Below are 11,598 nucleotides of genomic sequence, written 5' to 3' on the forward strand. Positions count from 1 at the left end.
GTGCATCGCCCACTGTAGAAACAGCCATCTACCGCCCAAGGAGATGGCCATGCTCATTCAATCCACCGATGCAATCGTCAGTAGCCAAGCCGTCATCCGCGCGGTGCCGGCCGCGGACCAGTTTGGCATTATCGCCGGTCACGCCAACCTTGTTGCGACCGAATTCTACTACGGACGGGACGAGGAAATCTACGGAGAGGATGAGCCGGCGGATTACGTTTATCAGGTAGTCTGCGGAGCAGTTCGCACCTACAAACTGCTCTCGGATGGCCGGCGTCAAATCGGCGCCTTTCATCTGCCAGGCGATGTTTTCGGGCTGGTATCCGGCAGCGTCCATCGCCTGACCGCAGAGGCCATTGTCGATACGACGGTGCGCCTCGTCAAACGCCGCGGGCTTGAACAGGCAGCGGCCACCGACGTTCACGTCGCCCGCAATCTCTGGACCATGACGGCAAGTGATCTGCGGCACGCCGAGGATCATATGCTGCTGCTCGGTAGAAAGACTGCCCTCGAGCGCGTCGCGACATTTCTTCTTGAGATGGACCATCGCCTCGCGGTCACCGGCACAATGGCTCTCCCCATGCGCCGGAGGGACATTGCCGATTATCTTGGCCTGACGCTTGAGACGGTGTCTCGTACGCTGTCACAGCTTCACAACGAAGGCGTGCTCGATTTTTCCGGCGCGCGTCAGATCATCCTGCGCAATCGCCGCAAGCTGCACAACATCGATACGTAACTCAGATTTGTGGACGCGGATCGCAAGCTTGCTGCAATGAAAAAGGTGCGCGTTACGGTCAGACGCAAGATTCATAAGGCAGGATCGATCATGGTTGGCAGTCGCCTGGTAATCTGCACAGTTCATAATCTCTCAGCGGCCGGTGCCGCGCTCAGCGTCGGTTAGCCATACATAGCCGCCCAAGCCAGCCAAATCGCCATCAGCGCTAGTATCGCCGAGAGCGTGCGCCGGACTATGCTGCGCATACGGCTATCCGCGATCCATCGGCCCGATTGATCCGCCGCAATTACGATGGCCGAATGAACGATCGAAGCGACTGCAACGGCGACCGTGCCAAGCGTTGCCAGCTGAAGGGCGACGGATCGCGTGCTGGCTGGATCGACGAAGCTCGGCACGACCGACAGAAAGAACAGAATCGATTTCGGATTGAAGACGTTCGACAGAAATCCCCGCCAGAAAAGAGACCCTGCAACGCCTGGAACAAGCGATCCCTTGGACAGAGTGTCCGGCGCAGGCTGCCAACCTTCCCAAGCCAGAAAGAGAAGATAGGCGATACCGGCCCATCGAAGCGATTCATACAGAATCGGATAGCTCTGGATAGCAGCTCCCGCACCGAGAGCCACAAGAACGGCATGGGTGGCGAGGCCAAGTGCGATCCCCGCGGTCGCAATGAGCCCCGCGACGCGGCCGCGCGCTAGAGATAACGCTGCAAGATAAGCCATATTCGGCCCGGGCGTCAGTTCCAGCAGAAATACGGTGAAGGCGAATTTTAGCAATGGATTGACCCTGAGAATTAGGGTTGTTGCATCAGCATCGTTTACGATGCCTTCGCCTGCACGGAAGGATTCTCCATCTCCTCCTCCGGTGAAAGAAGATAAATGCCGGACATCGGATCGACCCACACGAGGTGATCGTGGACCCGTTCAACACCTGGGACATTTTCCGTCGCAACGATGATAGCCTGACGAACGTGCTCGTCAGTTATGACACCACACAGGTCGACAACGCCGTTCCGGACGATCGCATTGATCCCGATCGGCGCCCAGTGGTGATCCTCGACGGTCGCAAGGATGCGATTACGGAGACTGGTGTCATCCAGCGTCGGATCTGGCAGACCTCGCGACAGACTTGACACAGCCTGGACAAAATTCTGACGGCTGACCATGCCAACGATCTTATTTCCACGCATGATAGGCACGCGTTTGATATGATTCTTTTCCATTAGCACAACAATGTCGGCCAGGAGGGTCTCTTCAGTCGCGGTGTAAAGATTTCGCGTCATGACCTCGCGCACCTTCCGGCCTGCCGTCTTCACATAATCCTCGGCCATACGGCCAGGACCTAGGATGAATTCAAGCCAGCGCGGCCTCTTCCGCTGAGTATCAAGCTCCTGCCTGCGAAGGAAATCCCGCTCCGTCACAATGCCGACAAGCTCGCCCTTTGCGTCAACGACGGGCAGACCGCTGAAGTGATTGGCAAGCATAAGTCGGGCGGCGTCGGCCAGCGTCGCATCGGGATCGATTGTGATGACATGATGGGTCATGATGTGATGGGCCTTCATTCGCTCCTCCTAAGGTCGACACCACTGGGCTGTCTGGAAGACTAGTCCTCTTGGAAGCGATACTCCTGATCCAGATCAAGACAGCTTACGGCCTCCCCTGCATCATGTGCGAAAGGGAGAATTCGCCATGGCCATTCGTGATGTCTTTTTTCCGCTCCTCAACTATCCGGAGCCCACCGATGCAGCGGCCATCGCCGCGGTGGTAGATCTCGCGGAAAGCTTGTCGAAGCCGTGCGATACTGCCAAAGCTCGCCGGCAAGTTCGTACGCGCATCTCAGTCCTCGTTCTGGAAACGGAGATCGAACCTGGACTGTATTTCGAGGGCGCTCACGTCGGAGAATTCCTAGAGGCCGAAGCAAGGAAAAGTGCAGCGAATGCCAACGATCTCGCGAACACTTTCCGGGAGATCGCAATGGATCGCCCTGTTCTGACGAAGTGCAGAATCGAGAAACGGAACCCTTATGAAAGCCTCCGTCTTTTGGTGGAGGAGGCTCGCGTTCATCACATGGCTGTTCTCCCTGTTCGCCGCGACGACAGTCACCATCAGGAGATCGCAGAACGCCTGATTTTCGAGTCAGGCCGTCCCGTTTTGATATTTCCGGAGCGCCCAGCTCGCCCTTTGGCGGGATCCTTCGCAAACATCGCAGTCGCGTGGGACGGCAGCCGGCCCGCGGCCCGTGCCGTCGGCGACGCCATGCCGTTTCTGCGCCGCGCGTCTCACGTCAGGATATTCTCGGCAACGGACGACAAACCGATGCCGTCGGCAGCACGCGGGCGCGAGTTCGCACAGCAACTCACCTCGGAAGGCGTCGACGCCATTTACGAGGAGGTGAAGAAGACCGACCAGCACACCATCGGCAGCTTTATCGAGAACTATGTCGCCGCTCACAACTCCGATCTCTTGGTGATGGGTGCTTACGGGCACTCGAAACTGCGGGAATTCATCCTCGGTGGCGCGACGCGCTCGGTTCTGATGAACCCGCCGGGCTGGATCATGCTGTCTCACTAGAGCGTAAGGTCCAGGGATGTTAACCAGAGAGATAGTCATCGCGGCAAACCGGCGGATGCTCGCCGCGGGAATAGCGCTCGGGCTTTTCCTACCCCAGATCGCCGAAGCCGACGGAGTTCGCATGCTAGAATTTTGCAAGCGTTCAAACCGCGAAATCGTCATCGCATACGTCTCCGGCGCTCTGGAGAGGGCTGACATGGATTCGGACACGATCGCAGCAGCCCTTGAAGGGGCTCTGAAACGAAGTGAGATAGAGAAATTTGGGTTGAAGAAGGCCTGGGTAGCCGTTCGCAATTACTGTACTCCGGGCGGGGACATCCCCTATCAAGCCGCCGATATCTTCTGCGACTACCTACTGCTAAATCCGGCGGAGCGAAGGAAGGCCACGATTGACGTACTAGACGCTTCCTTGCAGAAGGCATGGCCTTGTCCCCCTATCCCCACCTCCCGGTAGAGTTCGGACCGACGCTCACCAATTGTCACGCATATCGGGTTTAGTAGGTTTTCAATCTGCATTTTGCCGACCTATCCGTAAGCGTGTTTTCAACGCAAGACGAAGAAAGATATTCGCCCTGAGAGACCGCGCTGTCCGATGCTAAACTCGCTGATTAGGATTCGTTGATCGGTCACCTAAGAAGCGAGCTTGCGATCATTGCAAGACAGGCGATTACGCCCAACCCAGGAACCCAGATCGGTACGGAGACATGTGGCTCCGCCGACAATACGCCGCGATACCTCAATCTTAGTAACGCTATATTAACGGAGGCGAAGACCACAAGAGTTGCCAACGAAGTTCCTTCCGCCAGCCATGCAAATGGGACCGACAGCGCGAGCGGAATCACACAAGCCACAATCAGTAAAGTTGCAACGACGGGCGTTCCCGTGGCGGCAGACACTCGCGCGAGTACTTGCGGAAAATCCCCGCTGCGCGCCAATCCGTATATCACGCGCGACGCCATGGTCATCTGGGCTAAAATCGTGTTCAGCGTTGCCACAATCGCGATGAGGCTGATCGTCCTCGGATTGACCTCTGCCACGGCGCGAAAGACCAAGCTGAGCGGTGCCGGCGACAACGCGAGGCGTTCAATTGACACTGTGCAAACAGCGACGGCTGCAACGAGAACATACAGCGCCGTCGATATCAGAAGTGTCAAAACCATTGCGCGCGGAATATCGCGATACGGCTGCTCGGCCTCTTCAACCACATTGACAAGATCCTCAAATCCGATGAAGGCGAAGAAAGCCAGCAGGGTGCCGAACGCAATGCCGGAGAGCGTGGTGACTTCCAAAGGTGGAACATTCGAGAGCGCAGCCCCGATCGGAACGTCCGAATAGACAGCGAATGCAATGATCGCAACAAGACCGCCCACTTCGATCAACGTGAACAGGCTGGCCAACACCACCGATTCGAGAATGCCCCACGCCGCGACGGCCCCGAGCAGAACTACGACTGCTATGACGATCAGTTCCCGTGGCCAATCCAAAAACTGCTGGATGTAACCGGCGGACCCGAGTGCTACGGCTGCGGAAGAAACCGTCGCAATGCCGATCGTCAGCAAGCCTATCAAAATCGACAAAAGGCGCGACTCGAAGGCGGCCTTCACATAGGCCGCCTCGCCTGCGCTGACCGGGAACCGCGTCGATAGTTCAATATACGAAGCCACAGTAAGCGCCATGATCGCCGCGGCGAGAAGAAACGACCATGGTGCGTAGACACCGGCGTGACCGGCGACGGCGCCAATGAGCACGTAGATACCTGCGCCGACAGTAATGCCAGTGCCGTAGAGAACCAGCAACGGCAGCCCAAGCCGTCGCTTGAGCATGGTGGGAGCGACCGGCGCGTTGGACGGCGTGCCGGCGAGAGCTTGGGGCGGGTGACCTGTCATGAACCGTTCGAGCGCGGCAGCATCCGCACAAGAGTACGATCGCGAAACACATAATGATGCACGAGGACCGCAAGCGCGTGAGTGGCCGCCAGTATCATCAGCGAGTGAGCGGACAGTTCGTGCACTTCCGTCATAATGATTGCGAACGTGGCATCGAACGCTAGAGGTGAGGGAATTTCGGCAACACCGTAAAGCGGCAGGCCCTTACCAACGGAAAATTGAAGCAGGATGCCGGTGACTGGCACCATCAGAAGCATCGCGTACAGCAGATAGTGCATCAACCTGCCAACCCTGGGCCATATCCCAAATATCGGGCGCTCGGCCGGAGGCGGCGAAGACATGGCACGCCAGAGCGCTCGCAGCACGAGAACATCAAGCAGCGCTAATCCTACCGCGATGTGAACAAATAGAGTGACGGTGCGGCTCGATACTTTCAGCGCATCGTTCGTCAAAACGCCAAGCATCCAACAAGTCACGACAAGAATAGCCATCAACCAATGCAGAATCTTGGTGACCGCGCTGTAGCTCTGAGCTGTGCTTTTAAGATGCATACGAAGCCTCCCGACAACGCTATCCGAGCCTCCAACATAGCCTTTGACCTGCACGAAACGGCCCAAGCTACATTAATGCGAGAGAAACACCGGGACAGGCGGACGCAAGAGCATGCTTCTGGTCGCGCCGCCGAGGACAAATTCACGAAAACGCGAATGACCATAAGCACCCATCACTAGGAGATCCGCATCGCGCAACGTCATATGCAACTCAAACACGCTGGCGATGTCGCGGCCCGCGGCATCGACTTCGTCGAGAACCACATTGACGCCATGACGGGCCAGATATTTCGCAAGTTCGGTGCCGGAACGCCCGCTGGAAAAAACCTTCTCATTGATCACCGTCAATACAGAGACCAGCTTCGCTTTCTTAAGAATTGGCAAGGCATCAGCCACCGCGCGCGAGGAATTCCGGCTGAAATCCCAAGCGACCACCACCGTGTCCAGCGCAACCGCCTTGCTCCATCTCGGCCGCTCCGGCAGAACAACTGTGGGTCGCCCCGAACCGAAGATCAGGGTCTCGGCGAGCCATCGCTCGACGGTATCGATATCGGGCATCGGGATAATGGTGAGATCCCTCAAGCGGGCATAATCAGTGACCAGATCAGGAAGCTCCGACGTCGGGCATTTTTCCAGAATGACATCCTGAAACACGCCCTTCTGTTCGGCGGCCTTTCTAAATTCAGTCAACTCTTGCGCGGCTGCAGCCGCACTTTTCTTCAGTTCGGCGGAAACCAAAGCCGGGACATTCAGCAGGGCGCTACCCATCGGACTAGCCGGCGCAGGCACTCTAACTTCGCAAGCGATGGCGGAAATACGGGATCCAAGCGCGACCGCAAGGGTGACGGCATCATCGATCCCTGATGACCGGGTTCGCTCAGGATAAGTCGTCAGGGAAACCAGAATATCCTCGAATGCCATTTCTGCTCCTTTTCAAAATACCTTTCTCTTTCCTTATCGTCGAACGCGGGTCGCCTCTTGATTCATCTCAAGCCCCGAAAATCCACCTAACATTTGACCGCCTCATCTTCTTGGCTAGTCCGCCCGGAGGCGATTTGGTGATGCGTTCGGCAATATGAGGACCACGGGAAATTAGAGATCTGAGGTTGGACGCGTCGAGTACCAGTAGCTTGCAGCGGGTGCAGGCGATGATGGTTGATCGCGCCGTCTTTCTGCGCAGAGCTCGCTCGCCGAAGAATTGCCGCGCTCTAAGCCTGACCTTGTGATCAGGTCGAAACTCAAGATCTGCTGATAGATGACGTCCAATCGTGCTGAGCGTAACAAGTGATCTAATTTATGAAAACTTTTGAGGTTCGCTCGAGAAAACGTTGCCAGTGCTTGAAAGCCCGCTCGCTATCGCGACGGATAAAGTCTACCTGATGCTTCCCGCATTCCGCGTAAACCTGTTTGAGACCATTCGCCGAGTGCGCTTCTGCGATCTTGGACGCGAATTCATTCGCAAGCGAAAACTTAGCGCTCGTATGTTCAAGCGCATCATTGCTCACATCGATTAGCTCTTCAAGAACAGCCTTCTGAACACTGAAGAACAGATCGATGGATCGCTTGTTCATACCGACAAGTTGATTAGCAATGCTGCCGGTCCCGCTCGCGGTCTTTTTGACATTCTGTGCTTCAGACATGGGATGCCTCCACAAGTATACATTCAAAGAGTGCATATTTCCGTTGGATACTCCTTGATTTACGTCAAACAGGAGCCACTGCTTTTCGAACAACTTCGCCATCATCGAACTTTGAGATTGCCAAGGCACCTGCGCAGAGCTGCCGAGGCAGAACGATTTGAGCGGCAATGAATCACTTACCGTCAGCGCCAGAGCAAGATTGGCGAAATCTGCTTCATCGAAACCAGGGATGAAAAGATGAACGCGGTTATGGATCAGAGCCAAATTCTCAGCCGCCTCGCTACTTCGCTGGCCATCGGTCTGCTCGTCGGCTTGGAGCGCGGCTGGCGCACCCGCGACGAGCAAGATCACCAACGAGCCGCGGGGTTTCGGACGTTTGCGCTGTCCGGCCTGCTGGGCGGCGTGACCGGAACCGTTGCACTTCAAACTAACGGTTTGGTTATCGGATTTGCCTTTCTTGGCTATTCGGCAGCATTCGCTGCGTTCCATTTGCTTGAGGCCAAGGCGGAACGGAACGTGAGTGTGACGTCCGTCGTCGCCGGGATGTTGACATTCTTGCTCGGAACGATGTCCGTCGCAGGCGATCCTCGCATCGCGATCGGCTGCGCCGTTGCAATGACCGGTCTTCTTGCCTTACGCGAATGGTTACACAGCCGGATCGCGTCACTTACGTGGCAGGAGCTCCGTGCAGTCCTCATTCTGCTCGCGATGTCGTTCCTGCTGCTGCCGATTCTTCCGAACCGGACGGTTGATCCCTGGAATTCGGTCAACCTCTATGAAATCTGGCTGCTCGCCATTCTGACAGCTGCGATATCCTTTGTGGGATACGTCGCGGTCCGGATACTGGGAGATCGCCTAGGCATCGTGATGACGGCAATCGCCGGCGGTCTGGCATCATCGACCGTCGCGACCCTGACCTTCGCAGGACTCATTCGAGCGCATCCCGGCTCTTTCAAACTCCTCAGCGCCGGCATCCTGATCGCCGGCGCTGTCATGATGGCTCGCGTCGCGGTGGTAGCAATAGCGCTAAATCGAGCGTTGTTTGGTCCTCTTGTCCTGCCGCTTGCCAGCGCTGCCGCCATCCTCGCAACAGGAGCCATAATCTTGCTGGCAAGCAATACCGAACGGCACATGCCAAAACTCCTGATACACAATCCACTGGCGTTCGGAACCGCGCTCAAATCGGCTGCCTTTATCGGCACTGTAACCTTGGTCGCCGAAATCACTCGCCAAGCATTCGGAAGCACCGGAGTACTGATTGTCGCCGCTTTATCCGGTGTGGCTGACGTCGATGCCGTGACTATCTCGATGGCTCGCTTGGGTGGGGGATATCTCGAGCTAAACACAGCTGCTCGAGCCATTATCATTGCGGTCTGTATCAACACGATCTCGAAGGCCGCGATTTCCGGATGGGCCGGAGGGCGAGACACTGGAATACTGGTAGGCGGAATCAGCGTCGTTGCCATTGTTGCAGGACTCGCCGCGACAACGTGGCAAATTCTTGGATAACCTCAAATGATCAGCAGGCATTCGCAATGAATGTCCGCGGCTGACAACTTGACGCAAGTCAAATCGATAGAGCTCGTTCTGCTGTATCGACTGATTGACAGAATCTTCAGAAATGGAGAAGTCGATCATGGCTTGGATCGTGCGCATTCTGCTGTATATCGCGGCTCCAATTACCGTGCTGTTCGTCGCACGCGATGCTCTCAATTTTGAAGTGTTGCAAATGATGGTCGCGACCGTGCTGGTCGCCGCGCTGGTCGGCATCGCCGCCTTCTGGCCTGGCCGACGGAAGTTCTAGATCATATGCATTGAAAAGCTTCAAAACCTTGCTGACGTCAAAGGATCACGGTCAGCTCGACATTACGTCAGACAGCCGCGGGAGCCCTTGCTTTGCCGACACCTAGCACCATCGCCTGTATTGACAGCCGTGATAGCGACTTCAAGTAACGATCCGGATTCAGTGCGACAAGAAGACGGGCACCGTCATCGTCGATAGTATTCCTCGGGTCGCACCGCCGAAGACAAACTCCCGCAGACGGGAATGCCCGTAGCCGCCCATCACGATCATGTTCGCCGAACAATCCGAGACGTGCGACAGAACAGCATCGGCTACATCAATATCGGCCGCAGGCATCGTTTCGACTTCCACCTTGATCCCATGACGTGCAAGATGGCTGCCGATCTCCACGCCACGAATTTCACGCTCGCCTGCGGTTTTTTCATTGCGCACGATAAACAGTTCCACAGCTTGAGACTTCTTCAGCAGCGGTAGCGCATCGTTAATTGCACGCGTTGCGGCTCGGCTGCCATCCCAACAGCACACAATCCGGTCGAATTTCAAGCCGTCCTTCTGAATATAAGGCACGACGATCAATGGCCGCCCCGAATCGAATAGCGTCGCCTCGATCAAGATATCGTTGTTCGCCTCCTGATCATCATAAGACTGCATCACAACGCTCAGATCGAAACGCCGGGCCATCGCGGAAAACATACTGGGCGGCCCAGACTCGCTCTGAGTAACCAGCCGAGGCTCCACCGAGAGAAGGCTCCGTTTGGCCGCCACTTCAAAACGCGCGACTGCATCGCGTGCTGACTTTTCCTGCTCGGCGATGATACCCGCGAGAACTTGGGGCGGAAAATCCGGCGTGAGGAAACCTGGAATACCGCTGCCATCGGCGAAAGCTACTCCTGCGATATGCGAGTCGAACGCCTCGGCTATCGAGATAGCATAGTCACGAACGCTATCGCGCGACTTATCACGCTCCAGATTAAGGATAATGTCCTTGAACATGATTTTCTCCAAAATACGATGCCGACCTTGGAAAGTATGCCGCCACGTCGATTACACGCGATTGACGCATATCAACTTCTTGGAAAGCAGCTAGAATAGATATCGCACCAATCTGGTCCGACACGGCGTCTCCATCCATCTGAGATCACGGTTGCATCCAGCTAATCGGAGAAGGTGACCACGGCAGCGACCCATTTCAATCCATGCAGAAAGAGAATCTTGGATGCGGCGATCAAAGCTGATCACCCGTATTCCTCCGAAAATTCGCGGCAGCGGAGCGAAAATTGTCGCAGAAGATTTCGACATCGACCCTACCAATCGAGCGCTTGCCGTGATGCTCGGCTCCCGTTTCACTGGCTAATGGTTGGCCGCATTCGCGCCCAGACAAAAGGCGGCAAAGCCTTAGTTTTCGGTCCCAATTAGGATGGCAGACGCCGGTCAACGGGTACATCTGGATTTACCTCTATTCGTCGTGCACCGATCAGATCGAGGCAGTAGGGAACCGCGGGAAAGACCGCGTTCAGGCAGATATCGATTGCCGAGGGACGTCCCGGCAGGTTGACAATCACGCACTTTCCGCGCGTTCCGGCGGTCTGCCGGGAGAGAATGGCGGTCGGCACCTGTTTGAGGCTGATCCGGCGTATCAGTTCGTCAAATCCTTCCAGTTCGCGCGTGATGACCATCCGCGTTGCTTCCAGGATCAGATCCCGCGGCGCCGGCCCGGTGCCGCCGGTGGTTCAGGATTAGGTCGCCCCTCTCGATCTGACATCTCGGTCAGCGCCTGCGCCACGCTTTCGGTACCCGGCCAAGGAAATCGTTGATCGCCTTCCCGCTGACATCCTTATATTCGCCGCGGCTGGCGCGATCGGATATTGTCAGCACGCCGATCCGTGCCAGCAGATTGTCCGGCATCTCAGCCCTCCTCCAGAAGCGGCGGTTCCAACATCGTCAGCCCTGCGAACGCTTCCTCGGCATGGCGACGAACCATGGTGATCGGTTCGGCGAGCCCCGCATACTCGTTTTCGCGGTCGAGGCTTTCGGCATCGTCAAGCGACGACAGTTTCAGTCCGAGATCGCGCAACAACCCATCGCCCAGGCCGTAGATCCAACCGTGAACCGTAACGGACTGCTGGCGCTGCCAAGCGCTGCGAACAATTGGCGTGGCGGCGACCCGCCGTAGCTGAAGCTCGACGTTCAGTTCGCAGGCGCGGTCCATCCTGGCCGCTTCAGTCGGAAGCCGCGCGAGATCGGGCGCGCACCGCCGGCACATTTCCCGCACCGGCGCCAGCCAGTGATCGACCAAACCGCCGCCATCCGGCGGCTCGAACGCCCGGCGAATGCCGCCGCAGCCATAATGGCCGCACACAATGATGTGTTTCACCTGCAGCGTTTCGACCGCAAACTCCAGCACCGACAGC

General features: G+C 56.8%; 14 protein-coding genes and 1 pseudogene. 6 read left to right on the forward strand and 9 right to left on the reverse strand.

The features are described 5' to 3' along the window. Positions 1 to 49: 49 nt before the first annotated feature. The gene (locus tag HNQ36_RS25665) at positions 50 to 736 is read left to right on the forward strand and encodes a helix-turn-helix domain-containing protein (protein WP_184090708.1); all 687 of its coding nucleotides are present in this window, start codon (positions 50 to 52) and stop codon (positions 734 to 736) included. A gap of 161 nt (positions 737 to 897) precedes the next feature. Here HNQ36_RS25665 and HNQ36_RS25670 read toward each other — a convergent pair whose 3' ends face one another. Together HNQ36_RS25670 and HNQ36_RS25675 are read right to left on the reverse strand one after the other, a co-directional pair. Beyond that, a complete protein-coding gene (locus HNQ36_RS25670; RefSeq protein ID WP_184090711.1) occupies positions 898 to 1,638 on the reverse strand; it encodes a LysE family transporter in 741 nt (246 codons plus the stop codon). Continuing rightward, complete coding sequence (locus HNQ36_RS25675) at positions 1,554 to 2,297, reverse strand: CBS domain-containing protein (RefSeq protein WP_184090714.1); 744 nt, start codon at positions 2,295 to 2,297, stop codon at positions 1,554 to 1,556. The genes HNQ36_RS25670 and HNQ36_RS25675 overlap by 85 nt, the downstream gene beginning before the upstream one ends. A gap of 505 nt (positions 2,298 to 2,802) precedes the next feature. On the opposite strand from HNQ36_RS25675, the gene HNQ36_RS26365 reads away from it, so the two are divergent. Further along, a complete protein-coding gene (locus HNQ36_RS26365) occupies positions 2,803 to 3,306 on the forward strand; it encodes a universal stress protein (RefSeq protein WP_246395552.1) in 504 nt (167 codons plus the stop codon). Between the two features lie 16 nt (positions 3,307 to 3,322). Beyond that, positions 3,323 to 3,760 carry a Rap1a/Tai family immunity protein gene (locus HNQ36_RS25685; protein ID WP_184090719.1) on the forward strand — a complete coding sequence of 146 codons (438 nt, stop codon included), beginning with the start codon at positions 3,323 to 3,325 and terminating at the stop codon, positions 3,758 to 3,760. A 172-nt stretch (positions 3,761 to 3,932) separates the two neighbouring features. Here the strand turns inward: HNQ36_RS25685 and HNQ36_RS25690 are convergent, their stop codons facing one another. The 4 genes from HNQ36_RS25690 to HNQ36_RS25705 form a co-directional block, all read right to left on the reverse strand. After that, positions 3,933 to 5,192 (reverse strand): APC family permease, encoded by a 1,260-nt coding sequence (locus tag HNQ36_RS25690; protein ID WP_184090722.1) that lies wholly within the window; start codon positions 5,190 to 5,192, stop codon positions 3,933 to 3,935. After that, on the reverse strand, positions 5,189 to 5,743 hold the full coding sequence (locus HNQ36_RS25695) for a cytochrome b (RefSeq protein WP_184090726.1): 555 nt from the start codon (positions 5,741 to 5,743) through the stop codon (positions 5,189 to 5,191). The genes HNQ36_RS25690 and HNQ36_RS25695 overlap by 4 nt, the downstream gene beginning before the upstream one ends. Positions 5,744 to 5,815: 72 nt before the next feature. After that, entirely contained in the window at positions 5,816 to 6,664 is an 849-nt protein-coding gene (locus HNQ36_RS25700; RefSeq protein ID WP_184090729.1) for a universal stress protein, read from the reverse strand. A 368-nt stretch (positions 6,665 to 7,032) separates the two neighbouring features. After that, a complete protein-coding gene (locus HNQ36_RS25705) occupies positions 7,033 to 7,647 on the reverse strand; it encodes a hypothetical protein (protein ID WP_184090732.1) in 615 nt (204 codons plus the stop codon). Between HNQ36_RS25705 and HNQ36_RS25710 the strand changes: the two genes are divergently transcribed. Both HNQ36_RS25710 and HNQ36_RS25715 read left to right on the forward strand, forming a co-directional pair. Then, positions 7,621 to 8,892, forward strand: a complete 1,272-nt coding sequence (locus HNQ36_RS25710; protein ID WP_246395553.1) for an MgtC/SapB family protein — start codon at positions 7,621 to 7,623, stop codon at positions 8,890 to 8,892. The two genes, HNQ36_RS25705 and HNQ36_RS25710, sit on opposite strands and share 27 nt — an antisense overlap. 112 nt (positions 8,893 to 9,004) lie before the next feature. Continuing rightward, a complete protein-coding gene (locus HNQ36_RS25715; RefSeq protein WP_184090768.1) occupies positions 9,005 to 9,187 on the forward strand; it encodes a hypothetical protein in 183 nt (60 codons plus the stop codon). 159 nt (positions 9,188 to 9,346) lie between these two features. On the opposite strand, the gene HNQ36_RS25720 is transcribed toward HNQ36_RS25715, so the two are convergent. Next, complete coding sequence (locus HNQ36_RS25720; RefSeq protein ID WP_184090735.1) at positions 9,347 to 10,180, reverse strand: universal stress protein; 834 nt, start codon at positions 10,178 to 10,180, stop codon at positions 9,347 to 9,349. Between the two features lie 223 nt (positions 10,181 to 10,403). On the opposite strand from HNQ36_RS25720, the gene HNQ36_RS26010 reads away from it, so the two are divergent. Further along, positions 10,404 to 10,541, forward strand: coding sequence for a hypothetical protein (locus HNQ36_RS26010; RefSeq protein WP_210312222.1), 138 nt, complete (start codon positions 10,404 to 10,406; stop codon positions 10,539 to 10,541). Between the two features lie 58 nt (positions 10,542 to 10,599). On the opposite strand, the pseudogene HNQ36_RS25725 reads toward HNQ36_RS26010, so the two are convergent. Together HNQ36_RS25725 and HNQ36_RS25730 are read right to left on the reverse strand one after the other, a co-directional pair. Then, positions 10,600 to 11,092: pseudogene (locus tag HNQ36_RS25725) on the reverse strand (molybdenum cofactor synthesis domain-containing protein). Between the two features lies 1 nt (position 11,093). Beyond that, on the reverse strand, positions 11,094 to 11,598 hold a 505-nt coding region (locus HNQ36_RS25730; protein ID WP_283814071.1), incomplete at its 5' end, for a carbonic anhydrase.

This window comes from Afipia massiliensis, from assembly GCF_014203115.1.
Classification (GTDB): domain Bacteria; phylum Pseudomonadota; class Alphaproteobacteria; order Rhizobiales; family Xanthobacteraceae; genus Afipia; species Afipia massiliensis.